Annotated in this window: 21 protein-coding genes and 2 tRNA genes; 22 read left to right on the forward strand and 1 reads right to left on the reverse strand. The window is 70.2% G+C overall.

Features of this window, described 5'->3' with window-relative positions; all coding sequences use genetic code 11:
* The first annotated feature begins 164 nt into the window (after positions 1–164).
* From OG413_RS18755 to OG413_RS18785, 7 genes are all read left to right on the forward strand, one after another.
* The gene (locus OG413_RS18755; RefSeq protein WP_266807007.1) at positions 165–1,403 is read left to right on the forward strand and encodes a glycosyltransferase family 2 protein; all 1,239 of its coding nucleotides are present in this window, start codon (positions 165–167) and stop codon (positions 1,401–1,403) included.
* 231 nt (positions 1,404–1,634) lie between these two features.
* Entirely contained in the window at positions 1,635–4,385 is a 2,751-nt protein-coding gene (locus OG413_RS18760; RefSeq protein ID WP_266807009.1) for a CDP-glycerol glycerophosphotransferase family protein, read from the forward strand.
* Positions 4,386–4,663: 278 nt separating this feature from the next.
* Entirely contained in the window at positions 4,664–5,782 is a 1,119-nt protein-coding gene (proB, locus tag OG413_RS18765) for a glutamate 5-kinase (RefSeq protein ID WP_266810236.1), read from the forward strand.
* Positions 5,783–5,914: 132 nt separating this feature from the next.
* A complete protein-coding gene (locus OG413_RS18770) occupies positions 5,915–6,403 on the forward strand; it encodes a hypothetical protein (protein ID WP_073723111.1) in 489 nt (162 codons plus the stop codon).
* 181 nt (positions 6,404–6,584) lie between these two features.
* Positions 6,585–7,868 (forward strand): glutamate-5-semialdehyde dehydrogenase, encoded by a 1,284-nt coding sequence (locus OG413_RS18775; RefSeq protein ID WP_266807012.1) that lies wholly within the window; start codon positions 6,585–6,587, stop codon positions 7,866–7,868.
* A 216-nt stretch (positions 7,869–8,084) separates the two neighbouring features.
* Positions 8,085–8,780, forward strand: a complete 696-nt coding sequence (locus OG413_RS18780) for a hypothetical protein (protein ID WP_266807014.1) — start codon at positions 8,085–8,087, stop codon at positions 8,778–8,780.
* Between the two features lie 323 nt (positions 8,781–9,103).
* On the forward strand, positions 9,104–10,225 hold the full coding sequence (locus OG413_RS18785; RefSeq protein ID WP_266807016.1) for a hypothetical protein: 1,122 nt from the start codon (positions 9,104–9,106) through the stop codon (positions 10,223–10,225).
* Here the strand turns inward: OG413_RS18785 and OG413_RS18790 are convergent.
* Entirely contained in the window at positions 10,155–11,300 is a 1,146-nt protein-coding gene (locus tag OG413_RS18790; RefSeq protein WP_266807018.1) for a M48 family metallopeptidase, read from the reverse strand. The genes OG413_RS18785 and OG413_RS18790 overlap by 71 nt on opposite strands.
* A 111-nt stretch (positions 11,301–11,411) precedes the next feature.
* On the opposite strand from OG413_RS18790, the gene OG413_RS18795 reads away from it, so the two are divergent.
* The 15 genes from OG413_RS18795 (at position 11,412) to OG413_RS18865 (ending at position 25,767) form a co-directional block, all read left to right on the forward strand.
* On the forward strand, positions 11,412–11,564 hold the full coding sequence (locus OG413_RS18795) for a hypothetical protein (RefSeq protein WP_198953220.1): 153 nt from the start codon (positions 11,412–11,414) through the stop codon (positions 11,562–11,564).
* Positions 11,565–11,646: 82 nt separating this feature from the next.
* Positions 11,647–11,808, forward strand: a complete 162-nt coding sequence (locus OG413_RS18800; protein ID WP_266807021.1) for a hypothetical protein — start codon at positions 11,647–11,649, stop codon at positions 11,806–11,808.
* A 38-nt stretch (positions 11,809–11,846) separates the two neighbouring features.
* Complete coding sequence (nadD, locus tag OG413_RS18805) at positions 11,847–12,464, forward strand: nicotinate-nucleotide adenylyltransferase (protein ID WP_073723100.1); 618 nt, start codon at positions 11,847–11,849, stop codon at positions 12,462–12,464.
* A gap of 19 nt (positions 12,465–12,483) precedes the next feature.
* Positions 12,484–14,310: an LCP family protein gene (locus OG413_RS18810; protein WP_266807023.1), complete on the forward strand. Its 1,827-nt coding sequence runs from the start codon at positions 12,484–12,486 to the stop codon at positions 14,308–14,310.
* A gap of 136 nt (positions 14,311–14,446) precedes the next feature.
* Positions 14,447–14,878, forward strand: a complete 432-nt coding sequence (gene rsfS, locus OG413_RS18815; RefSeq protein ID WP_073723096.1) for a ribosome silencing factor — start codon at positions 14,447–14,449, stop codon at positions 14,876–14,878.
* Positions 14,875–15,528, forward strand: a complete 654-nt coding sequence (locus tag OG413_RS18820) for a histidine phosphatase family protein (RefSeq protein ID WP_266810238.1) — start codon at positions 14,875–14,877, stop codon at positions 15,526–15,528. The genes rsfS and OG413_RS18820 overlap by 4 nt, the downstream gene beginning before the upstream one ends.
* 116 nt (positions 15,529–15,644) lie before the next feature.
* Positions 15,645–15,717, forward strand: a tRNA-Ala gene (locus tag OG413_RS18825).
* A 377-nt stretch (positions 15,718–16,094) separates the two neighbouring features.
* Complete coding sequence (locus OG413_RS18830; RefSeq protein WP_015608461.1) at positions 16,095–16,328, forward strand: hypothetical protein; 234 nt, start codon at positions 16,095–16,097, stop codon at positions 16,326–16,328.
* 137 nt (positions 16,329–16,465) lie between these two features.
* Positions 16,466–16,538 (forward strand) — tRNA-Ala (locus OG413_RS18835).
* Between the two features lie 418 nt (positions 16,539–16,956).
* Positions 16,957–19,830 carry a leucine--tRNA ligase gene (leuS, locus tag OG413_RS18840; RefSeq protein ID WP_266807025.1) on the forward strand — a complete coding sequence of 958 codons (2,874 nt, stop codon included), beginning with the start codon at positions 16,957–16,959 and terminating at the stop codon, positions 19,828–19,830.
* Positions 19,831–19,976: 146 nt separating this feature from the next.
* A complete protein-coding gene (locus OG413_RS18845) occupies positions 19,977–20,795 on the forward strand; it encodes a hypothetical protein (RefSeq protein ID WP_266807027.1) in 819 nt (272 codons plus the stop codon).
* A 147-nt stretch (positions 20,796–20,942) separates the two neighbouring features.
* On the forward strand, positions 20,943–21,788 hold the full coding sequence (locus tag OG413_RS18850) for a DegV family protein (protein ID WP_266807029.1): 846 nt from the start codon (positions 20,943–20,945) through the stop codon (positions 21,786–21,788).
* 309 nt (positions 21,789–22,097) lie between these two features.
* Positions 22,098–22,286: a hypothetical protein gene (locus OG413_RS18855; RefSeq protein WP_266807031.1), complete on the forward strand. Its 189-nt coding sequence runs from the start codon at positions 22,098–22,100 to the stop codon at positions 22,284–22,286.
* A complete protein-coding gene (locus OG413_RS18860) occupies positions 22,286–23,206 on the forward strand; it encodes a ComEA family DNA-binding protein (protein WP_266807032.1) in 921 nt (306 codons plus the stop codon). Before OG413_RS18855 ends, OG413_RS18860 begins: the two co-directional genes overlap by 1 nt.
* Positions 23,203–25,767: a ComEC/Rec2 family competence protein gene (locus OG413_RS18865; RefSeq protein WP_266807033.1), complete on the forward strand. Its 2,565-nt coding sequence runs from the start codon at positions 23,203–23,205 to the stop codon at positions 25,765–25,767. The genes OG413_RS18860 and OG413_RS18865 overlap by 4 nt, the downstream gene beginning before the upstream one ends.
* The last annotated feature ends 24 nt before the right edge of the window (positions 25,768–25,791 follow it).

Genomic DNA, 25,791 nt, shown 5'->3' on the forward strand with positions numbered 1-25,791 from the left:
TGGCAAAGACGGTCAAAACTGGCCGAAAATAGAGCAACCACCGCAACGGCCCGTACGTCTCTCTCTCCGGAGAGACGTACGGGCCGTTCGGCATGTTGATGCACATCAAGTGTGATAGTCGGACAATTGGTCCTCAATCATGATCAAATCGACAGGTGTGCAGCATGGCCGAAATGCCGACCAAGAACAGCGAGCCCGATGTCAGCGTGATCATCGGCGCCTACGAAGCGATGCCCTACCTGGTCCGCTGTCTGGAGTCCGTCGAAGCGCAGACGCTCGGCGCCGGGCGCATGGAGATCGTCGCGATCGACGACGGCTCCACGGACGGTACGGGGGAGTACCTGGAGAAGTTCGCCGCCCGGACCGACATCCCCATGAGAGTGATCCGGCAGGCCAATTCCGGCGGGCCCAGTGGGCCCCGTAACGTCGGCCTCGGGCTCGCCCGCGGCCGGTACGTCTTCTTCCTCGACGCCGACGACTACTTCGGTGAGGAAGCCCTGGAACGCATGGTCGCGATGGGCGACCGGGCCGGTACGGATGTGGTGCTCGGCAAGATCGTCGGCGTCAATCGCGGCGCGGCCAAGTCGATGTGGAAGGAGACGGTCGAGCGTGCCGACCTGTATTCCTCCAACATCAAATTCACCTTGAGCGCCCAGAAGCTGTTCCGGCGCGAGCTTCTCGTGCGGCTCGGGATGAGATTCGACGAGGAATTGAAGACCGGTGAGGACGCGCTCTTCACCATGGAGGCGTACCTGCGGGGCAACGGTGTCTCCGTCGTCGCCGACTACACCTGCTATTACCTGGTGGGCCGTGACGACGGCAAGCACGTGACCAAGAGCGGCGGTTACGTCCTGCGGTTCGACTCGGCCAGGGCGCTGATGGGGCTCATCGCCACCCATGTGCCCGCCGGGCCCCGCCGCGACGCCCTGATGGTCCGGCCGTTCGTCATCACCCTGCTGCCGCAGTTCGGCCCCAGAATGCTGAAGCAGACGGCCGCGGTCCACCGGAAGAAGATGGCGCTCGCGGCCCCGCTGATGGAGTCCTACTGGACACCGGGGCTCGCGCACCGCCTCAAGGTCCACGAGCGGCTCCGGCTGGTCTGCGTGGCGAAGGGCCGGCTCGACCTGCTGCTCGACGTCCTGCGCTTCCTGCGGGCCAAGGAGGACCCGGAACTCGTCCGCAGGGCGGACCCGGCCCGGCTCTACCTGGCGTATCCGCACTTCGGGGACGGCTCCGGACTGCCCGACGAGGCGTACGCGGTGACCGTGACCGAGTGGGTCGGCGGCGAGCGGATCCTGCCGCCGGAGCCGCGGCCCGCTGTGTCCTTCGCCCGGCGCGTGGTCCGCAAGGCCCGCCGTACGGTGCTGGCGGCCCTGCGCGCACCGCGGGCCCGCCGCGCCTGACAGTCGCCGCACCGCGCTCAACTCCGGGCGCGGTGCGGCGGGTTCGCGCTCGCGCGCGGTACGGCGGTCCACCACCGGAGGCCCGTCCCGTAAGTGCCGGGGGCGGGTCGATCCTGTGACTGGTGTCACGTCATACTGTGGGGCAACCATGAGACCGTTGTAGGCGTCTCATTTACGCCCCGTCTTCCTGGGGTTCACCTCTGTACGTCCCCCCGGAAAGGCCCTCCCGCCGTGGCGTCCCTCGAAGCGATTCCCGAAGAGCTCAGTCGGCTCATGAAGTACTTTCCGGAGACCCCGGTCGAGGAACGTCCCGCCTTCCACAGCGCGGCCAAGGACTTCCTGGCACAGGCCGCGCCCAAGCTCGTCCGCAAGTTCTCGCCGATGGCCCGGGTCAAGTGGCACCTGGCGGCCAGCGGGCGCGGGGACGAGCTTGAGGGCCTGCTCCACTACGAGCGCGAGAACCCCGGCGCCTTCTCCGTCAGGGGCCTGCGGCGGGCCCGGATCGAGCTGCCCGGCCTGGAGAACTCCTCGCTGCCGCCGACCGTGCGCAACTTCAACCGCAGCGAGCTGCCCGTACGCGGCAAGCTGCTGGACCTGACCTGGAAGGACGGCCGGCTGGTCGTCCACGGGTACGCGTACATCCCCAACGTCCCCTCCGCGACCGGCAAGCGCTCGCTGCGGGTCGCCGTCCTGCGGCGCCAGGGCAGCCGGAGCACCCTCCCGCTGCGCGTGCGCACCGTCCAGGAGCCCAGGGCGACCGCCGAGGCCAAGGGCGCCCTGCACAACTACGACTGGTCCGGCTTCGAGATCGGCATCGACCCGGCCCGCCTGCGCACCCGCGGCCAGTGGCAGCCGGGCACCTGGCGCCTGGGCGTCGGCATCCCGCGCCCCGGCGGCATGTCCGTCGGCAGCGTGACCAAGAACAACGCGGGCGCCGCGGGCCACAGCCAGGTCCACGTGCTCGACGACGGCGTACGGCTCGTCGCGGGCTTCGACCGCAACCGGCTGAAGCTCACCGTGGACGTCGTCCCCGCCGAGGTCGAGGCCCAGGAAGCGGACGCCGACACCCTCACCGTGACGCTCCGCTCCCGCGCCACGGGCAAGAAGCCCACCGCGCTGCGCATCGACCACGAGGCCAGCGGGTACGCCACCGACCTCCCGCTGGAGAAGGGCGACACCGGCGCCGACGGCTGGGTCCGCCACACCGCCCGCCTGTCCTTCGCGGACCTCCCCGTCGACGGGGTCACCCCCGGCCGGGCCAGGAAGTACCGCGCGCTCATCGTGTTCGAGGACGGCACCACCCGCCGCGCCACCATCGGACAGCGGCCGGCCACCGGTGTGCACCCGCTCCCCGGCGGACTGGAGTTCGCCGTCCTCACCGACGGAGCGGGCAACTTCACCCCGCAGCTGCGGTCCACCCAGCCGGTCGTCGACCGCGTCGAGTGGTCGGCCGACGGCGAACTGGTGCTCTCCGGTACGTACACCGGCCCCGCCGGGGCGATGAAGCTGATCCTGCGCCACACCGGCCGCAACGAGGACCGGCCGCTCCCCGCGGAGTTCGAGGACGGCCGGTTCACCGCCCGCGTCACACCGGACAGCATGCCCGCGTACGAGGGCACCCTGCCCCTGCGGGCCGGGCGCTGGCTGCCCTTCCTGCGCGCCCGCGCCGAATGGGACCACACCCGCGACATCCCCGTCACGATCCGCCCCGACCTCGTCGACACCGTGCCGCTGACCCACCGCGGCGCCCACCGGACGTACACCGTGGAGCGGCTGGACTTCGACCGGATCTTCGTGGAGTCCGGGCCGGTCCTCGACCCCGAACTGCGCGGCGCCTACCGCCAGCGGCTGATGCGCGACGTGTACACCCCCGAGCAGCGCGCGCTGCCGCTGCGCGAAGCCGTGCTCTACAACAGCTTCGGCGGCAAGCAGTTCTCCGACTCGCCGCGTGCCGTCTACGAGGAACTGGTGCGCCGCGGGACCGAGGTCGAGCACATCGCGATGGTCCACGACCAGCAGGTCGTCCTGCCGCCCGGGGTACGCGGCGTGGAGTGGGGCAGCAAGGAGTGGTACGAGGCGCTGGCCCGCAGCCGTTACGTCGTCACCAACGGCGGCATCCGCGAGTGGTTCGTCCGCCGCGAGGGCCAGGTCGTCGTCCAGACCTGGCACGGCACCCCGCTCAAGCGCATCGGCGCCGACCTCCTCGGCACTCCGAAGGCGAACCTGGCCTACATCGCGAGCCTGCCGCAACGCTCCCGCCAGTACAGCCTGTTCATCACGCCCAACTCCTTCACCACCCCGATCATGACCAACTCCTTCCGGCTGGAGTGCGAGGTGCTGGAGGCGGGCTACCCGCGCAACGACGTCTTCCACGCCCCGGACCGGGTGAAGCGGGCATCGGCGGTACGGGAGAAGCTCGGCATCCCCGCGGGCAAGAAGGTCGTCCTGTACGCGCCGACCTGGCGCGACGACCAGCGCTACGGTGGCCGCCGCTTCAAGCTGGACAACCAGATCGACGTCGACGCGGCCCAGCGGGAGCTCGGCGAGGACCACGTGCTGCTGTACCGCAAGCACCACAAGGTCCTCGACAGCATCCCCGGCGCCGGACAGGGCTTCGTCTGGGACGTCACGTACTACCCGGACATCGCCGACCTCTACCTGATCGCCGACGTGCTGATCACGGACTACTCCTCGGTGCTGTTCGACTTCGCGCACTCCGGGCGGCCGATGCTGTTCTTCACGTACGACCTGGAGCACTACCGCGACACCCTGCGCGGCTTCTACTTCGACTTCACCTCGCGCGCCCCGGGCCCGCTGATCAAGACGTCGGAGGACCTCGTCTCCGCGATCCGGAACATCGGCGCGGTGACGGAGGAGTACAAGGAGAAGTACGCCCAGTTCCGGGTGGACTTCTGCGAACCGTCCGACGGCCGGGCCGCCGCCCGGGTCGTCGACCGCATGCTGACGGTCAACGACGGCTGAGGAGCGGCCTCGCCGCTTCCCGCCCCGCGTCCGCCCGCCGCTCCCGCCGCCCCGGTGCCCGCCGGTCCCGTCGCCCGCCGTTCCCGCTGCCCGCCGTTCCCGTCGTCCGCCGCTGTCCACCGGACGGAATGGGCGGGCGCGGGGCGTGGCCGCTCGCGTACTGTGCTGAGCCGGGGCGGGCCCCGGCATCACCACCACCTCACGGCGCCCACGGCCGGCCCCACGGATCCACCGGGCGAGCCAGAGCGAGGAAGCACGTGTCAGCTGCAAGGCCGGGAGTGACCGAAGCCCGCCGGATCGTCGTCAAGGTCGGCTCCTCCTCGCTCACCACGGCGGCGGGCGGCATCGACGCCGACCGGGTCGACGCCCTCGTCGACGTACTGGCCAAGGTCAGGAGCGGCGGCGAGCGGGAGGTCGTCCTCGTCTCCAGCGGTGCCATCGCCGCCGGACTCGCCCCGCTCGGCCTGGTCCGCAGGCCCAAGGACCTGGCCCGCCAGCAGGCCGCGGCCAGCGTCGGGCAGGGACTGCTCGTGGCCCGCTACACCGCCTCGTTCGCGCGCTACGGCGTACGCGTCGGCCAGGTGCTCCTCACCGCCGACGACACCAGCCGCCGCGCCCACTACCGCAACGCCTACCGCACCCTCGACCAGCTCCTGGACATGGGCGCCCTCCCCGTCGTCAACGAGAACGACACCGTGGCCACCGAGGAGATCCGGTTCGGCGACAACGACCGGCTCGCCGCGCTCGTCGCCCACCTCGTCCACGCCGACCTGCTGGTCCTCCTCTCCGATGTGGACGGCCTCTACGACGGGGACCCGAGCACCCCGGGCACCACCCGCGTCGCCGAGGTCTGCGGCCCCGAGGACCTGGCCGACGTCACGATCGGCAAAGCCGGGAAGGCGGGCGTCGGCACCGGAGGCATGGTCACCAAGGTCGAGGCGGCCAGGATCGCCACCGCCGCCGGTATCCCGGTCGTCCTCACCTCCGCGAGCCGGGCCGCCGACGCCCTCGCGGGCCGCGACACCGGTACGTACTTCCACCGCACCGGACGCCGCTCCGCCGACCGGCTGCTCTGGCTGGCCCACGCCTCCACCCCGCGGGGCGCCCTGACCCTCGACGACGGAGCCGTACGGGCCGTGGTGGAGCGCCGGACCTCGCTGCTGCCCGCCGGAATCTCCGCCGTCGAGGGCGAGTTCACCGCTGGCGACCCGGTGGAGCTGCGCGACCTCCGCGGCCGGCCCGTCGCCCGCGGACTCGTCAACTTCGATGCCAAGGAGATCCCCCAGCTGCTCGGCCGCTCCACCCGCGACCTGGCCAGAGAGCTGGGCCCCGCCTATGAGCGCGAGGTCGTACACAGGGACGATCTGGTCGTTCTCACGCCCCGCCTCGCCCCCTGAATCGGCTGAAAGTCCGGCCTCAGGGCAGAGAGCTTCCCCAAAACCGCCCCACGCCCGGCCTCGGACTGGTCAACTTTGTAGCGGGGACACCAGGGGTACACAGCACAGCAACACATTCACAGGAGGCCGCCGGTGAGACGAGCGCGCCCGGGGGCGCCGCCCCGCGGATCGGGCAGCCGCGCCCTGACCAGCGTCGGAGCGGGGGCCGACTTCGACAGGAGTGTGCCCGCGGACCGCACCACCGAGCAGGAGCCGGTGACGGCGAAGGAGGAACACACCCAGTCGAAGCTGTGGCACATCACCCTCTGCGTCTCGGGAACCGAGACTCCGCTGAAGGAGGTCAGACGCGGCCTGGAACAGCTGGCGCACGACCACCCCTTCCTGCTGACCAGCCGCTACGCCAACGACCATGCGGAGATCCGCTATTGGGAAGAGGCCCGCGACCTGCACGACGCGGCGGCGGTGGCCCTGCGGCTGTGGGGTGAGCACCGCTCCAGTGCCCAGCTCCCGCCCTGGAAGATCGTCGGGCTGGAAGTGATCGATCGGGAGACGTACCACCAGCGCATCGCCGAGGGGTACGGGCCGCCGCCCGCGGCACCGGTCGGGGTGCACCCGTACTGATCGGGACGCACCCGCTACTGATCGGTGTGCCCTTGTACTGATCGGGGTGCAGCCGTACCGATCGGGGTGCAGCCGTACTGATCGGTGTGCAGCCGTACTGGGACGACCACCCCTCGGGGCGGTCGTCTCGCATCACGGGATACGTGACGGATGCCCGCAGTGTGCGCACTACTCTGCGGGCATGACCACGCTTTCGCCGTACGACAACATGTCCCCGGTCGCGCAGGCCGCCTACCGGGCACGCGCTGCCGCCGCCGACATCGCGCCACTTCCGCGCTCCGCCAAGGACGACGCGCTGCTGGCGATCGCGGACGCACTCGAAGTGCGCACGAGCGAGATCGTCGCGGCCAACGCCGAGGATGTCGACCGCGCCCGCGAGGCCGGGACGAGCGAGGGCATCATCGACCGGCTCACCCTCACCCCCGAACGGATCCGCGCCATCGCCGCCGACGTACGGGACGTGGCGGCACTGCCCGACCCCGTGGGCGAGGTCGTACGCGGCTCGACCCTGCCCAACGGCATCGACCTGCGCCAGGTCCGGGTGCCGCTCGGCGTGGTCGGGATCATCTACGAGGCCCGGCCCAACGTGACGGTGGACGCGGCGGCCCTGTGCCTGAAGTCCGGCAACGCCGTGCTGCTGCGCGGCTCGTCGTCCGCGTACGCCTCCAACACCGCCCTCGTACGGGTGCTGCGCGACGCGGTCGGCGGCTCGGGTCTGCCGGCCGACGCGGTGCAACTGGTGCCGGGGGAGAGCCGCGACTCGGTACGGGAACTGATGCGGGCCCGCGGCCTGGTCGACGTCCTCATCCCGCGCGGCGGCGCCTCCCTGATCCGCACGGTCGTCGAGGAGTCCACGGTCCCCGTCATCGAGACCGGCACCGGCAACTGCCACGTCTACGTCGACGCGCGGACGGACCTGGCCATGGCCGTCGACATCCTGATCAACTCCAAGGCGCAGCGCCCGAGTGTCTGCAACTCGGCCGAGACCCTGCTGGTCCACAAGGACATCGCCGCCGAATTCCTGCCGCTCGCCCTGGACGCGCTGGCCGAGGCGGGCGTGACCGTGCACGCCGACGAGCGGGTGCTCGCCCACGCGCAGGGGTCCAAGGCCACGGTGGTGGCGGCGACGGCGGAGGACTGGGAGACCGAGTACCTCTCGTACGACATCGCGGTGGCGGTCGTGGATTCGCTGGACGCGGCCGTGGCGCACATCCGCCTCTGGTCCTCCGGCCACACCGAGGCGATCGTGACCACCTCGCAGGCCGCGGCCCGCCGTTTCACCCAACTGGTGGATTCGACGACGGTCGCGGTGAACGCGTCCACCCGCTTCACGGACGGCGGACAGTTCGGATTCGGTGCCGAGATCGGCATCTCCACGCAGAAGCTGCACGCACGCGGCCCGATGGGGCTGCCGGAGCTGACATCGACGAAGTACATCGTCACCGGCGACGGCCACATCAGGTAGGCACCCGTCCGGGCGCCTGCCGACGTGCGGCATGTCGCCCGCCGTGCGGCAGGTCGGCGTGCGGCAGGTCGGCGTGCGGCATGTCCGCCCGCCGCACGGCGCCATGCGGCGGGCCGGATGGGTCCGCGGAGGGTCGTGTGGCGGGTGGGGTGGGCGGGTCGGGTGAGTTTGCGGGGGTCCCTGCCCAAACCGCCCCTTCAGGGCTACGCTGAAGCTGTGCCGGACGACGTGGGGGGCAGGCCGTTCCCGGACGGCTGGGAGCCCGACGACGACCGCGGGGGCGCGGACGAGGACTTCGCCGCCGTGGTGTTCGACGAGGACTTCGTACGGGCCGCACCGGTCCATGAACCCACCGCCGTGGAGCGACTGCTCGCCGCCGCCCAGGCCCGTGCCGAGGCCGACGCCGCCCGGGGCCGCCGCGGCGGCCCCATGGACGAGGACCTCTACGGCGACTACGGCCGGGACGGCGCGTACGGCCACGAGAGGGCGTATGGGGACCCGCTGGACCCCGACTACGACGACGAGGCCGGCAGAGGCCCCTACGGGCGCCACGGCGGCTCCCTGCGTCCCTACCGCGGTGCCGCACGCTGGCACCGCCCGGTGGCCTGGCTGCTCGCCCTCGTGATGGGCGTCGGCATGGTCGCGCTGGCCTTCACCGCCGTCTACCGGGGTGGCTCGGCAGGCCGGGGCGAGCAGGCGCCGCCGCAGGTGACGAGCGGGGTCGGCAAGCCCGGCGCTGATCAGCCCGGTACCGATCAGCACGGTGCCGATACGCCCGGTACCGATCAGCACGGTGCCGATCAGCGCGGTGCTGATACGCGTGGCTTCGACAGGCCCGGTGCAGCCCCGTCCGCCCCGGCCGACTACTCCCGCTCCCGCCCGGCGGTCTCCGCGATCCCACGCACCCCCTGATCCACCCGCTTGGCCCACTGCCCTCATCCGGTCGCCTACGGCACCGTTTCCGGTCGTCCCACGCACCCTCGAACCGTCAACCGCACCGTCTCCGTGCGCCTCCTCGCACCGTTCTCGCACCGTCCCCACGCGCACCACGCCGACCGGCTTCCCGGCCTCCCGCACAGTTCTCACCCGCCTCCGCGTTTACGTCCGGGGCATTCGACCTACCCTGAAGATGTGACCCCTCTTCGAGGGGGCTTCTCACTGCCATCAGCCTCCAGGCCGAAGCAGACCGTTACGCACCGACCGTCGGCCGGTGGTGTGGAGATCGGGAGAAGTGGATGACAGGCCGTGGAGAACCACCCGAAGGCCCGCCCGAGAACCCCCCGGGCGGCGAGGACGAGTACCGCTCCCTCGTCTTCGACGAGTCGTTCATCCGGGCTGCCCGGCTACAGGAATTCTCCGCCCAGGAGCGGATGGGCGAGCACGCCCGCGCGGTCCGCTCCCTCCCGGGACGCGCTTCGCGCAGCGGCTCCAGAGCCGCCATAGCGCTGGTGGTGCTCATCGCCCTGGCCTTCGCCATGGCCGTCTACATCGGATTCCGCCACCCGTACCCCCAGCCCGCCGTCAGACGCGCCGAAGCCCTGCGGTCCACCGTGGTCCCCCTCGCCCCCCGGGGCGCCGTGCCGGGCGGGACCCCCACGAACCTGTACGCGACGAGCCCGGCCGCGGAATACCCGACCGGCGCCGACGGCATCAACTTCCCTTCGGTCCGCCGTACGAAGAACTTCTCGGACAGTCAGGTGACGGCGGGCCTGGCCATCGCCAAGGACTACCTGGTGGAGTCCTCACTGAATCCCGATGTCCTGGGCGGCCATGCCCTGCGCCCCGTCGAGCATCTGCTCGACCCTGATCAGACGGCCCAGTTCGAACGCAGCATGAGGGCCCCCGCCGACGACGGACGGCACGAGGCGACAGGATGGCTGGTGCGCTTCGACCCGGCCGCCGCGGAGCTGGCGGATCCGCAGATCCGGGTCCAAGGCACGCTCTCCTACGCCGAGACGGAGTCCGGCACCCTGGAAGTGGTGTCGGACCACACCTTCACGTACACGCTGCGCCCCGCGGCCACGAGACCCGGCGAGCCGGGCGACGCCTCCCTGTTCACCGTGCGGCGCGAGCTGCACTTCCGGTTCGACCGCGAGGACCTGAGGCTGCACCGGGCGGAGCTGCGCACGGCCTACGTGCAGGCCGGGCCGCAGTCCTGCTCGGCAGAGGTGGCCGGCGCACTGCGCCCCCTGCTCGCCGGGGAACGGGCGGACAACCGGGGCCCGGCCGGGACCGACCCGTACGCCATGGGCCGGCCCACCGCGGCGATGTGCGGAACGCTGGCCGTCAGCTCCCCTTCGTCCCCGAACCCTCCTCAGGGTCCTGGGGCCGGTCAGGCCCCTCGGACCGGCCCGTAGCGGAGCCGTCGTCGGCGGCCCGGTCGCCGGCCTTGGCGGCCCCGCCGCCACTGCCCCCGCCGGTGAACTTGTCGCGCAGCTTGCCGCCCAGGTCTCCAGCGCCGCCGGCGATGTCACCGACGAGCTTCATCAGCGGGTCCTTGCTGGTACGCACCGTGTCGGCGTAATGCGAGGCGGACTCCCGGAACGAGTCGGTCACCGAGGTGTTCTTGTCCTCGTCGCGCCGCGGGTAGTGGCCGTCCATGATCCGCTGGTAGTCGCGGGTCTCCGACCACTTCTTCAGCTCGGCGGCCCGCACCGTGGTGAAGGGATGAGTCCGGGGCAGCACATTGAGGATCTTGAGCACGGAGTCGCGCAGATCGCCGCCCTTCTCGTACTCGTCGGCCTGTGCGAGGAAGGCGTCGACATTCATCTCGTGGAGGTGATTACCACCGGCGATCTTCATCAGACCGCGCATCGACGCATTGAGGTCCTGGCCGACCAGCAGTCCGGCCCGGTCGGCGGACAGCTCGGACTTGCGGAACCACTCGCGCAGCGCCGTCACGATCGCCATGATCGCGACATTGCCGAGCGGGATCCAGGCCACCTTCAGGGCCAGATTGGTGAGGAAGAGCAATATCGTGCGGTACACCGCGTGCCCGGAGAGGGCGTGGCCCACCTCGTGGCCCACCACCGCCCGCATCTCCTCCTCGTCGAGCAGCTCCACCAGGCCTGTCGTCACCACGATGATCGGCTCGTCGAGGCCGATACACATGGCGTTGGGCTGCGGGTCCTGGTTGACATACATCGGCGGGACCTTCTCCAGGTCCAGGATGTAACAGGCGTCCCGCAGCATGTCGTTGAGGTGTGTGAACTGCGCGTCGCTCACCCGGACGGAGTCGGACAGGAAGAGAAGTCGCAGACTGCGCTCCGGGAGCAGCCCGCTGAGCGCCTTGAACACGGTGTCGAAGCCGGTCAGCTTGCGCAGGGCAACCAGGGCCGAACGGTCCGCCGGGTGTTCGTACGCCCGGGAAGAAATACCCGGGAATCGCTTGCGCTGCCTGCTCGGCACGTTCTCGTGACTGTTGTCGGTCATGGATGGCCCCCTGTTCGTACGAGACGTCGCTCGTCCCCCTGACAATTTCCAGCGTATGTGCTGGCGCTACGGTGTGCGGGGGGCTGTGGATAACTTTGAGGAGCGCCCGAAATGCCGCACACCGTCGCACTGCTCGCCGCCGCATCCGAGGAGCAGGGGCCGGGCAATACCCTCCGGATCGTGCTGCTCGTGTCGATCGTCGGAGCCGCTCTGCTCGCCTGGTTCCTGCTGCGCGGATACCGCAACGATGACAACAACGACTGAGTCGGCGTGAGCGTGCCCGGGGCGCCCGCATACGATGTGCCCGACGTCTTCCTTCCGACTCCCGAGATAGGTCCTGCTGAAGATGAGCCTCACGAGCACCGCCCACCAGCTGGTCACTCTCGCCTCCGAGGGCGGCGGGGGCGGCAACCACGAAAGCCTCAGCCCTTACCTGACCGGTGGTGGCGCTTTCCTCGCGCTGATGTTCCTGCTCTGGGTCACCACCCGTTTCAACCGCGACCGCTGAGGCGGAGGCGTACAACCGTGCCAGTAGGCTCTGCACGCATGGGAGAGCAGAAAGTGCCTACTGGCCCCGGCAAGCGCCGACTCGGCGTGATGGGCGGGACTTTTGACCCGATTCATCATGGACACCTGGTGGCGGCCAGTGAAGTGGCCGCCCAGTTCCACCTCGATGAGGTCATTTTCGTTCCGACCGGGCAGCCGTGGCAGAAAAGCCACAAGCAGGTCTCCCCGGCCGAGGACCGCTATCTGATGACGGTCATCGCCACGGCGTCCAACCCGCAGTTCTCGGTCAGCCGCAGCGACATCGACCGTGGCGGACCGACGTACACGATCGATACGCTGCGGGACCTGCGCGAGGTTCATGGCGACGCGGACCTCTTCTTCATCACCGGCGCCGACGCGTTGTCCCAGATCCTCACCTGGCGGGACGCGGAGGAGCTGTTCTCGCTCTCCCACTTCATCGGTGTGACCCGGCCGGGTCACGTGCTCACGGACGACGGGCTGCCGGAGGGCGGGGTCTCACTCGTGGAGGTTCCGGCGCTGGCGATCTCGTCCACGGACTGCCGCGGGAGGGTCGCGCAGGGGGATCCGGTCTGGTACTTGGTGCCGGACGGTGTGGTCCGCTACATCGACAAGCGCCAGCTGTACCGCGGCGAATGAGCCACGGAGAGGGGCACCGGTGAACGACCGACAGAACCCGTACGACCCGTACTACCAGCAGCCGCAGATCATCGGCTACGACGAGTACGGGCAACCGGTGTACCAACAGCAGGGGCAGCAGCAGTACGACCCCTACGCGCCTCAGCAGAGCCAGCAGGTTCCGCAAGGCCAGCAGATTCAGCAAGGGCAGCAGGGCCAGCAGGTTCAGCAGGGCCAGGGCCAGTCTCCGGACCAGGGGTACGGGTACGACGCGTACGCCCAGCAGCAGACCCAGCACCCGCAGTACCCGCAGCAACCTGAGCAAGCTCAGTACCCGCAGCAGTACGACCCGTACGCGGAACAGCCCCAGCAGGGCCAGGGCTCCGATCAGGGGTACGGCTACGGGAACTACGCCAACTACGGTTACGACACCGGGCAGCAGCCCGCCGCGGTCGACACAGCCCAGCAGTGGGACATCCCGCACCAGGGCTCCGCCCCCGCTCCGGCCCAGCCTGTCGAGGAGCCCGGCCGACCCGCCGCGGAGCCCGTCAGGGAACCCGAGTCGCCCGCGGATCAGGAACCCCTCGTTCCGGGGCAGCGGCGTCCCGCCGCCGACTACGGCACCGAGCAGTTCTCGTTCATCGAGGAGCCCGACGAGGACTCCGAAGACGTCATCGACTGGCTGAAGTTCACCGAAAGCCGCAGCGAACGGCGCGAGGAAGCACGGCGCAAGGGCCGCAACCGGATGGTCGCGCTCATAGTCGTCGTCGCGCTCGTCGTGGTCGGCGGGGTCGGCTACCTCTGGTCCGCCGACAAGATCCCCGGCCTCTCCGGCCCGGACGAGAAGAACAGCACCGTCGCCGGTCCGCAGCAGCGGGACGTCATCGTGGTCCATCTGCACAACACCAAGAAGGGCGGCACCTCCACGGCGCTGCTCGTCGACAACACCACCACCAAGCAGGGCACCACCATCCTGCTCCCCAACTCACTCGCCATCGCTTCCGACGACGGCACCACCACGACGCTCGGCAAGTCCGTCGATGACGACGGCAGCACCGGCACCCGTGAGTCGATCGACACCCTTCTGGGCACCAAGATCAGCGGTACGTGGCGACTGGACACTCCGTACCTGGAGAACCTTGTCGAGCTGGTCGGCAACATCGAGGTCGACACCGATACCGATGTGCCCGATGCCAAGAAGGGCGCCGCGCCCCTCGTGAACAAGGGCGAGTCCCAGACGCTGAGCGGTCCGATGGCCGTGGCCTACGCCACGTATCGCGGTGAGGGCGAGCCCGAGGCGAAGCAGTTGCTGCGCTTCGGGCAGGTCATGCGGGGTGTCCTGCGGAAGCTCTCGGAGGACCCGAAGGCCGCCACCGTCACCGTGGAGACGCTGGCCCAGATCCTCGACCCGTCACTGCCCGAGCAGGACCTGGGGGTCTCGCTGGCCAAGCTGGCCGGGCACGCCAAGGTCGGCGACTACAAGACGGCGCTGCTGCCGGTCCAGGACGACGGCACCCTCACCGACAAGGCCACGGAGAGCGTCGTCAAGGACATCCTGGGCGGCACGGTGAAGGCCCCGGACCAGGACGCGGCCGTCCGCGTCGGTGTCAGGAACGCCACCGGGAACGCGGAGGCCGGCGAGACGGCCCGGGTCCAACTGGTCAATGGCGGTTACGCCTACGTCGACAGTGGGAAGGTGGGCACCCAGGCATCGTCGGAGGTGCTGTACCGGACCGCCGAGGACAAGGCGAAGGCGACCGAGGTCGCCAAGACGCTGGGACTGCCGGCGGAGGACGTGAAGCAGGGCAAGCCCGCCGCGAACGCCGATGTATCGGTCGTGCTCGGTCAGAACTACAAGATCAAATAGTGCGCGGTGGCGCCCTGCGCCGGCCGCCGGAGAGCGCCGTGGAGCACCGCAGTAAGGCCGTGGAGCATCGCAGTAAGGGCTGTCGGCGGTCCGTGAGACCCTAGAGGTTGATCTGACCGCCGACGAAAGCCTGCATGTGACCGCCACGGACCGCTCCATCGAGCTCATCAACGCCGCCGCTCAGGCGGCCGCCGACCGGCTCGCGCACGACATCATCGCCTACGACGTCAGTGATGTGCTGTCGATCACCGACGCCTTCCTGCTGGCCTCGGCCCCCAACGACCGCCAGGTCAAGTCGATCGTCGACGAGATCGAGGAGCGGCTCCAGAAGGAGCTCGGCGCCAAGCCGGTGCGCCGTGAGGGCGACCGCGACGCCCGCTGGATCCTCCTCGACTATGTCGACATCGTGATCCACGTTCAGCACAGCGAGGAGCGCGTCTTCTACGCGCTTGAGCGCCTGTGGAAGGACTGCCCCGAGATCGCGCTCCCCGACGACGCGATCAAGACCCGCGGCAAGGCCGAGGAGCACGCCCAGCTCAACGGTGGCACGGAAGGTGACCTGAGCTGAACGGCAGCAGCAGCGGCAGGGGCCGCAGGATCGTCCTCTGGCGGCACGGCCAGACGGCGTGGAATCTGGAGCGCCGTTTCCAGGGCTCCACGGACATCGAGCTCACCGATGCCGGCGTCGGGCAGGCCCGCCGGGCCGCCCGGCTGCTCGCCTCGTTGAAGCCGGACGCGATCGTCGCCTCCGACCTGCGTCGGGCGGCGGCCACGGCTGCCGAGCTCGCTGCTGTCACGGGCCTCGGAGTCGCCCACGACTCCGCGCTGCGCGAGACGTACGCGGGCGCCTGGCAGGGCCTTACGCACGAAGAGATCATCGGGCAGTACGGCGACCAGTACGCGGCCTGGAAGCGCGGTGAGCCCGTGCGCCGGGGCGGCGGCGAGCTGGAGACCGAGGTGGCCGACCGGGCCGCCCCGGTCGTCCTGGAGCACGCCGCGAAACTGCCCGACGCGGGCACGCTCGTCGTGGTCAGCCACGGAGGCACGATCAGGACGACCATCGGCCGCCTGCTGGGCCTGGAAGCGCACCACTGGGAAGGGCTGGGCGGGCTCACCAACTGCTGCTGGTCCGTGCTGGGCGAGGGTGCGCGCGGCTGGCGCCTGCTGGAGCACAATGCGGGGACGCTCCCCGAACCTGTGCTCGGCGACGACGATTAGGCAGTGCCCGCGGGCCGTCTCCGGGCGGCCTCGGCCGGATTTCACTTTCTGGCTGGTCACAGGCTAAAGTTCTTCTTGTTCGCAGCGCGGAAACGCAGGGAAACACAGCGGGCAGCGGGGCTATAGCTCAGTTGGTAGAGCGCCTGCATGGCATGCAGGAGGTCAGGAGTTCAATTCTCCTTAGCTCCACAATCAAGATCCCGTCCCTTTCAGGGGCGGGATCTTTGCGTATCCCCTCCGCGCTGTCCTGCCGCGTTCTGCCGCGTTCTGTGCGTCCTGCGTGGCCTCTGCCGGTTCGCGGGCTGACCCCCTTGCGGGGTCATGGCAGAATCGGAGCGCCGGAGGGGGCGATGGACCGATCGGGAGGGAGCGCGATGCCTGCGAGTCGCGAGCAGGTCCCCGACCTGCCCCTTGTTCCCGTCTCGCCCCCCGGTTCCGTAACTCCCGAAGATCGATCCCGTCTCGGCTGCCCGTCCTGCGGTTCGTCCCCCGTGGCTCAAGCGCCGGGTGGCAACGGCGGGGTCTCATACGCGTGTACGGCCTGCGGCCACAGCTGGAGCTGACTGATGGGTGCGCACAGGCGGAAGTGTGACTGGTGCGGCAGCGGTACGCCCATCGTCAGGGATATGGACCCGATCAATCCGGAGTACCAATACTGGTGCGAGGAGTGCGCGCGGGCGCTGATCATAAAAGGCGACCCCATCGAGACCTACCGCGAGCTGGAGGGGGAGCCGATCTACGGGCGGCTCCTGGAGGAGCACTGCACCCTCAAGCGCTTCTACTCCTTCGCGACGGCGTGACGTCGTGACGACGTGGACGTGGTGACGTAGCCGATATTCGGGCATACCGGTTCAGATGGGAAACGATTTGGTGGAGGGCCGGGGGGACCGTGTAATGTTCTCGATGTCGCCAAGGGAGACCGGGCGGCGCGCAGCGAGGGGCTATAGCTCAGTTGGTAGAGCGCCTGCATGGCATGCAGGAGGTCAGGAGTTCAATTCTCCTTAGCTCCACAGTGGAGAAGCGGGTCATCCGAATCGGATGGCCCGCTTTCTCGTTGTCCGACCGTGTGCGACCGCGCCCGCCGCGTATCACCGTGTTCGCTCGTGTCCACCGTGACCACCATGTTTGCTTGCGTCCTCTTGCGTCCGTGTTCGCGGAGCGCCCCCGCTTTCCGGACGATCCGTCGGAGGCCGGTTGTCCACAGGCCGGTTACTCCCGGCCCGGTTCCGGGTCCGTGCGGTACCCTGACGCCATGCGTGCCGTACGACTTCTGCTTAGCGAGCCGCGCTGATCAGTCCCGACCGGTGAGAATGCCTGGTCGGAATCGGCGCGGCGTCCCCTCCTGTGCGAGGGGATTTTTCGTTTCGGTAGACGCGTGTCCGTAGACATGGGCGCCGGCAGATGACGATCGATGGAGCTTTGAGGATCATGAGCGAGACGAATTCCGCAGCCGAGACAGCTGCGCCGCACCGCTACACGGCGGCGATGGCCGCCGACATCGAGGCACGCTGGCAGGACTTCTGGGACGCCGAGGGGACCTACGAGGCGCCGAACCCCACCGGTGATCTGGCGGGCGACCCCGAGCTGGCCGCTAAGCCGAAGAAGTTCATCATGGACATGTTCCCGTACCCCTCGGGTGCGGGCCTGCATGTCGGTCACCCGCTGGGTTATATCGCCACCGACGTCTTCGCCCGCCACCAGCGGATGACCGGCCACAACGTCCTGCACACCCTGGGCTTCGACGCCTTCGGGCTGCCCGCGGAGCAGTACGCCGTGCAGACCGGCACGCACCCGCGGGTCTCCACCGAGGCCAACATGGCGAACATGAAGTTCCAGCTGCGCCGGCTGGGTCTGGGTCATGACAAGCGCCGCTCGTTCGCGACGATCGACGCCGAGTACTACAAGTGGACCCAGTGGATCTTCCTGCAGATCTTCAACTCCTGGTACGACACCGACGCCGACAAGGCGCGGCCGATCGCCGACCTGGTCGCGCAGTTCGAGAGCGGGTCGCGTGCGACCCCCGACGGCCGTGACTGGAGCGCGCTGAGCGCCGCCGAGCGCGCCGAGGTCCTGGGCGAGTACCGCCTGGCGTACGCCTCGGACGCGCCCGTCAACTGGTCGCCGGGCCTGGGCACCGTACTGGCCAACGAAGAGGTCACCGCCGACGGCCGTTCCGAGCGCGGCAACTTCCCCGTGTTCAAGGCCAAGCTGCGCCAGTGGAACATGCGTATCACCGCCTACGCCGACCGACTGCTGGACGACCTGGATCCGCTGGACTGGCCCGAGGCCATCAAGATGCAGCAGCGCAACTGGATCGGGCGGTCCGAGGGCGCGCGCGTGGACTTCCCGGTCGACGGCGCGGGAAGCATCACCGTCTTCACCACGCGCCAGGACACCCTGTTCGGCGCGACCTACATGGTGCTGGCCCCCGAGCACGACCTGATCGAGCGGATCATCCCGGCCGCCTGGCCCGAGGGCACCCATCCGGTGTGGACCGGCGGCCACGCGACCCCGGCCGAGGCCGTCACCGCGTACCGCAAGCAGGCCGCGGCCAAGTCCGAAGTCGAGCGGCAGGCCGAGGCCAAGGACAAGACCGGCGTCTTCACCGGCGCGTACGCGACCAACCCGGTCAGCGGCGAGAAGGTGCCCGTATTCATCGCCGACTATGTCCTGATGGGCTATGGCACCGGCGCGATCATGGCCGTGCCGGCGCACGACGCGCGCGACTTCGCGTTCGCGCGCGCCTTCGAGCTGCCGATGCGCTGTGTCGTCGAGCCGTCGGACGACCGTGGCACGGATGCCTCCACCTGGGAGGACGCCTTCGGCTCGTACGACGCGAAGCTGGTCAACTCCGCGAACGATGAGATCTCGCTGGACGGCCTGGGTGTCGTCGACGCCAAGGCGAAGATCACCGAGTGGCTGAAGGCGCACGGCGTAGGCGAGGGAACCGTCAACTTCCGGCTGCGCGACTGGCTGTTCAGCCGTCAGCGCTACTGGGGCGAGCCCTTCCCGATCGTGTACGACGAGGAAGGCATCGCCCACCCGCTGCCCGAGTCGATGCTGCCCCTGGAGCTGCCGGAGGTCGACGACTACTCGCCTCGCACCTTCGACCCGGAGGACGCGGACACCAAGCCCGAGCCTCCGCTGTCCCGGAACGCCGACTGGGTCAACGTCACGCTGGACCTGGGCGACGGAAACGGCCCGAAGAAGTACCGGCGTGAGACCAACACCATGCCCAACTGGGCGGGTTCCTGCTGGTACGAGCTGCGTTACCTGGACCCGAACAACGACCGGCAGCTGGTCGACCCGGCCATCGAGCAGTACTGGATGGGACCGCGCGAGGGACAGCCCAAGGGTGGTGTCGACCTGTACATCGGCGGCGCCGAGCACGCCGTACTGCACCTGCTGTACGCCCGCTTCTGGTCCAAGGTGCTGCACGACCTGGGCCACATCTCGTCCACCGAACCGTTCCACAAGCTGTACAACCAGGGCATGATCCAGGCGTTCGTCTACCGCGACAGCCGTGGCATCGCGGTGCCGGCTGCCGAGGTCGAGGAGCGCGACGGAGCCTTCTACTACGAGGGCGAGAAGGTCAGCCGCGTCCTGGGCAAGATGGGCAAGTCCCTGAAGAACGCCGTCACGCCGGACGAGATCTGCGGCGAGTACGGCGCCGACACGCTGCGCCTGTACGAGATGGCGATGGGACCCCTGGACGTGTCGCGGCCGTGGGACACGCGCGCCGTGGTCGGCCAGTACCGGCTGTTGCAGCGGCTGTGGCGCAACATCGTCGACGAGGAGACCGGTGAGGTCACCGTCGTGGACACGGAGCCCGGCGAGGACACGCTGCGGGCCCTGCACAAGGCCATCGACGGGGTCGGCCAGGACATGGCCGGGATGCGCTTCAACACGGCCATCGCCAAGGTCACCGAGCTGAACAACCACCTGACCAAGGCCGGCGGCCCGCTGTCGAGGTCCGTGGCCGAGCGGCTGGTCCTGCTGGTGGCACCGCTGGCACCGCACGTCGCGGAGGAGCTGTGGCGGCGCCTGGGCCACACCGAGTCCGTGGTGCACCAGGACTTCCCGGTCGCGGACCCGGCGTACGTCGTGGACGAGACCGTGACCTGTGTCGTGCAGATCAAGGGCAAGGTCAAGGCCCGACTGGAGATCCCCCCGTCCATCACGGACGAGGAGCTGGAGGCGCTGGCGCTGGCCGACGCCGGTGTCGTGGCCGCGCTGGGCGGGGCCGGGATCCGCAAGGTGATCGTGCGGGCGCCCAAGCTGGTCAATATCGTCCCCGCGTGATGCCTGCCGTGCGCGGTTAGGTTTTCGTCAGGGCATTCCCCTACGGGCAGGTTGGGGGTTCCGATGGAACCCTTGGCCTGCCCGTTCCGTTTACGGTGGAAGGGGCACCGGTACCGGCAGCCGCATCGACCAACCGAGGGGCGTCCATGGAAGCCGCGATCACGATCCTGGCGCTTCTCTTCGTCGCGTTCGTCGCGCTGGGTGTGTACGCCGGCGTCAAGGCGGTCCGCGCGGCCAAACGGGGCGTGGACCGCACGATCACGCAGGCGCGCCGCACCGTGGAGGACACCACACTCCGGGCGAAGAGCTACGGACAGATGGGTGTCGCGGGCGAGCTCGCGCAACTGCGGCTCGGCCTGCGTACGTCCATGCGGACCACCCAGGACGCGTTGCACGCGGGCGTGGCGGAGGACGCCTCGCTCTCGGAGTCGCTGGGCCTGTTCGAGCGGCTGAGCGTCCATGGACGCGAGCTCGACGACGAGCTGAAGCGGCTGGAGCGCGAGCCGGACCGGGCGACGGTCGCCGCGCTGCTGCCGAAGCTCAAGGAGCGTACGGAGCGGATCACGCATTCGGCGGACTCGCTGCGCTGGGCGGCGCGGGACCGGGCACAGCGGTTCAGCGAGGACGATCTGGACGCGCTGAACGCGCAGATCGACATCGAGGCGGGGGCGCTGCGGCACTGGACGGTGGAGGACCCGCGGTCACAGCCGCAGGCGCCCGGAGCGGGTGCGGTATCTACGGCGGGAGCGGCGGGCACCGGATCGAGGTCGGATACGGCGCGGGGGCGCGACCCGGGAGTGGAGTGGCCGGAGCCGTCCACGGATGCCGGGAGCAGCAGCACGGCCGAAGCGAGCTGGACGGGCCCCGCCGACGAAGAGGTGCCGCAGGCGATCACGGCTTCGGACCCGCGGCTTCGGACCAGCTATCCGTGGCAGAAGTCGGCCAGGCCGGAGACGACGAACTGACGCCTGGGCAGCGCCCCGTACGGGCGGCGGGGTGCGCGCCGTCCCGTGTGAACGAGGGTGGCAGGATGCGTGGCGAAGCGACCGCGAATGATCAGCGGGCCGGGGGCGGGCTCCCGTCCCCCAGCCCCGGAAGGTAACCTCCGGCTCATGTCCCGCCATGTCGCGATCGTCACCGATTCAACGGCCCACCTGCCGCGCCAGGCGATGGAACGGCACGGCATCACCTCAGTGCCGTTGACCGTCGTCCTGGGCGATCAGGCACTGGAAGAGGGCACGGAGATCTCGGCCCGCTCGCTGGCTCTCGCGTTGCAGAAACGCCACTCCGTGACCACGTCCCGGCCCAGCCCCGAGGTCTTCGCCGCGGCGTACCGGGCGGCGGCCGAGGCGGGGGCGACCGCCATCGTGTCCCTGCATCTGTCGGCCGAGCTCTCGGGCACGTACGACGCCGCGCTGCTCGCGGCCAAGGACGCGCCGGTGCCCGTGCGGGTGGTGGACACCGGAATGGTCGCCATGGCGCTGGGGTTCTGCGCGCTGGCGGCGGCGGAGACGGCGGAGACGGGCGGCAGCCTGGACGATGCGGTGGCGGCCGCCGAGAAGCGGGCGGCAGGAACGTCCGCGTATTTCTATGTCGACACGCTGGACTATCTGCGCCGAGGCGGCCGTATCGGCGCGGCACAGGCGCTGCTGGGTTCCGCGCTCGCGGTGAAGCCGATCCTTCAGCTGGACGGCGGCAGGATCGATTTGCTGGAGAAGGTGCGGACGGCGTCCAAAGCCATCGCGCGCTTGGAAGAGATCGTCGCCGAGCGAGCGGGTGTGGGTCCGGTGGACATCGCCGTACACCACCTTGCCGCGCCCGACCGTGCCGAGCGGCTGGCCGAGCGGCTGCGCGAGCGGATTCCGGGACTGGGCGACCTCCACGTCAGCGAGGTGGGCGCGGTGATCGGGGCGCACACCGGGCCGGGACTGCTGGGCGTGGTGATCTCGCCGCGCTGAGGTGGCTGTGGCGAAGTGGCCGAAGTGGCTGTGGTGAGGCCGCTGTGGTGAGGCCGCCTTGGTGAGTGCGCTGCGGTGGGCGCGCCCTTGCGGTACACCCGGGAGGGTGGCGAGGTTATCCACAACTGGGCGGTTATCCACGGGAATCGAAGCCGCTCGGCGGGTTCGGGCGGATGTGCCTAATGTCGTGAGGCATGGCCCTTCGATCACTTCGGACACCCGTTCACGCACCGGCTTCGACCCCTGTTCCGGCACGCGCTCCCGACCTCGGTACCGGGTCTGCCCTCGGTACCGGTTCTGACCTCGACCGTGGTCGCGCTGCTGGTCCCGGTCCTGATCCTGGTCCAGCGCCGGGCGGCCGCGCGCGACATGGGCCCGGCCGCGGCCCCAGTGGTGGGGCGGGCACCGGCCCCGGAGCTCGCCATGGACGGCGGCGTCCCTCACGTGGACAAACCGCAACTGTTGCGGCGGCTTCGCGTCGGCGGGCGGATGCGCTGATGACGAGCGCCCCCGACGAGTTGCCCGGCTCGGCTGCGACGGAGCCGGGCCCGCTCCCGTCGTTACCTTCGGCTTCGGCGTCAACTCTGCCTTCGGGTTCGGGTTCGGTACCGGCTTCGGCCTCCGCTCCGGTCCCGATTACGGCATCGGCTCTCACGACGTCCGTCGGCGCACAGGGCACGGGCCTGTCACGGCGGCGTCGGCGGCTGGTACTCGCCCTCCGCGAGAGGCTGCCGCTCTGGTTGCAGCTCCGGTGCGGTCTGGAACCGAAGACGCTTGCCGCGCTCGCCGTTGTTCTCGTTGGAGCCGCTGTCCTTGCCGCGGTGCACTTCTGGTCCGTCCGCCCGCAGTCGGTACGTGCTCCTGAGCCGGTGAGAGCGGGAGAGGCGGCCCCGGCGGCCGCTCGGGAACCCGCGCCGCGTCCGGGAAGCCCGGCGGCGCCGCCGGGCCCGTCCGCCGGGCAGCCACCCGCAGCTGACCCCGCAGGCCAGATCGTCGTCGATGTGAGCGGCAAGGTGCGTATGCCGGGTATCCGGCGGCTGCCGGCCGGTTCGCGGGTCGCCGATGCGTTGCGGGCGGCCGGAGGCGTGCGTGAGGGCACGGATATCACCGGCATCAACAGGGCGCGGGTCCTCATGGACGGCGAACAGGTCGTGGTGGGGCCGGTCGCAGTCCCGTCCGGCTCCGGGACAACGGGCGGCGGTGGTCCCGCAGCGGGGCCGCCGTCTACGCCGGTGAGCCTGAACACGGCGACCGTGGATCAGCTCGAAACCCTTCCCGGGGTCGGACCCGTCCTGGCGCAGCACATCGTCGACTACCGCGCGGAACACGGTGGTTATCGCTCCGTCGATGAACTCCGTGAGGTCAACGGGATCGGCGACCGCCGGTTCGCGGACCTTCAGCCCCTGGTCCGGCCATGATCAGCCCCGGGACGAGCCCCGAGGCCAATCCTCGGGGCAGCGCAGGCGGCAGCGCCGACAGCGTCGACATTCACAGGGCCTCGGGGCGGCGTCTCGGCGTGCCGGATCCGCGGCAGGAGGGGGCGGCAGACCTGCGGCTCGTCCCGCCCGCTCTCGCGGCCTGGGGGGCCGCGGCGCTCGGTCTCGGATTACCGGGGTGGTGGGCGGTCTGGGGGGCCGTGGTCTGTGCCGGTCTGGCTCTGGGGCTCCTGGCCTCGTCGCGCCTGTCGGCCTCGGCGGACAGCAGGAGGCGTATCGGGGCCACCGCCGCAGGAGCGGTCCTGCTCTGTGCGGCGGCCGGGGCGGCGACTGCCGGGCTGCACGGCGCCGATGTCCGGCGAGGGCCCGTACCCGCTCTGGCGCAGTCGTACGCGCGGATCGACGCGGAGGTGACCGTCACCTCGGATCCACGGCAGGCCCGGCCGCAGGTCCGCGGTGACCACAGCATGCCCGCCACCCTGCTGCTCGACGCCGAGGTCACCCGGGTGATCGCGCCTGGCGGTGCCGTCACCCGGATCCGTACGCCGGTGCGCGTCATGGTCTCGCCCGGCGGCGCCGCGGCGCCCTGGGAGCGGCTGATGCCGTCCACCCGTCTCCATCTGACCGGCCGCCTCGCGCCTCCGACGCACGAAGGGGAACGTATTGCCGCCGTACTGCGGGTGGAGGGCGAGGGGCCACCGCGGATCGCCGGGCCCCCGTCGCTCCTCCAGCGCACGGCGGGGGATCTGCGTTCCGGGCTGCGCGAGGCGACCGACGGGCTCGACGCGGACGCACGGGCTCTGCTGCCGGGCCTCGTGGTCGGCGACACCTCCAGGATCCCGCCCGAACTGCACGACGCCTTCAAAGCCACCGACCTCACACACCTGCTGGCCGTATCGGGCGCCAATCTGTCGATCCTGCTCTTTCTGCTCGTCGGGCCGCCGGGCAGCGCCCTGAGGGCAGAACGGCGGGGGCTGGCGCCCCGGTTGGGGATCTCCCTGCGGGTGACCGCCCTGATCGGAGGTGCGCTCACTCTCGCGTTCGTCGTCGTCTGCCGACCCGAGCCGAGCGTCCTTCGCGCGGCTGTTTGCGGGCTGATCACTCTGCTCGCCATCGGAACAGGCCGCCGCAGATCCCTGATTCCCGCACTGGCGGCGGCTGTTCTGCTTCTGGTGCTGTACGACCCGTGGCTGGCCCGTAGTTACGGATTCCTGCTCTCCGTGCTGGCCACCGGTGCGTTGCTCACGCTCGCGCCGCGGTGGAGCGCGGCGCTGCAACGGCGACGGGTTCCTCCCCGGCTCGCCGAGGTGCTGGGCGCGGCCGCTGCCGCCCAGGCGGTGTGCGCGCCCGTGGTCGTGGTCCTCGCCTCGCGGGTCAGCCTTGTGGCGATCCCCTGCAATCTGCTGGCCGAATTCGCGGTGGCGCCCGCGACGGTTCTCGGGTTCGCCGCGCTCGCGGTGGCCCCGGTGGCCATGCCGGCTGCCGAGGTGCTGGCCAGGGTCGCGGGCTGGCCGGTCGGGTGGATCGCGTCGGTGGCCCGTACCGGGGCGGGCCTGCCCGGGGCGGAGGTCGAGTGGCCGGGAGGATGGGCCGGGGCGGCGTTGCTCGCCGGACTCACGGGCCTGTTGGTGCTGTTCGCCCGCCGTCTGGCCCGGCACCCGTGGGTCTGCTCGGCTGCCGCGTTGCTCTTGGTCCTTGCGCTGCTGCGGCCGGTGCCGCTGACCCGGATCCTGACGGGTTGGCCTCCTCCTGGCTGGGCGTTCGCGCTGTGTGACGTCGGGCAGGGCGACGCCATGGTGCTCGCTGCGGGGGAGGGGGCCGGGGTGGTCATCGACACCGGGCCCGACCCCCGGTTGATGGACCGGTGCCTCCGAGACCTTGGAGTCACCCGGGTGCCGCTACTGCTCCTCACTCACTTCCACGCCGACCATGTCCGGGGCCTGCCCGGTGCGTTGCGCGGCAGAGCGGTGGGCGCGATCCAGACGACGAGCCTCGACGAACCGGCGGAGCAGGCCGTGTTCGTGCGGAGGACGGCAGCCGCCGCGGGGATTCCGCTGGTGCGGGCGGTGCCGGAGGAGCGACGCCGTATCGGCCCGCTCGACTGGCGTGTCCTCTGGCCGGGCGACGGAACAGGGCGCGCACCGGCAGGACGAGCGGGGGCACGCCTTGGCACGGAGGAGCCGAACGACTCCAGCGTCACCCTCTACGTACGGGCAGCGGGAGGGCTGACGCTATTGCTCCTGGGTGACCTCGAACCCCCTTCCCAGCAGGCGCTGTTACGTACGTATCCGTCAATGCCGCAGGTGGATGTTCTCAAGGTGGCTCACCACGGTTCCGCCTTCCAGGATGCCGCGCTCCTGCACAGCACACGGCCGAGACTGGCTCTCATCTCCTGCGGCACGGACAACCCGTACGGCCACCCGTCGGCCCGCACCGTCGACGCGCTCAGAACCGGGGGAGCGAAGGTGCTGCGTACGGACACGGACGGCGCCATCGCGGTGACCGGAACCGGGAAGCAACTGCGGGCGGTGGGGCGGTCTTGACCACGGACACCGCAGCGGATACCC

This window comes from Streptomyces sp. NBC_01433 (assembly GCF_026340105.1).
Classification (GTDB): domain Bacteria; phylum Actinomycetota; class Actinomycetes; order Streptomycetales; family Streptomycetaceae; genus Streptomyces.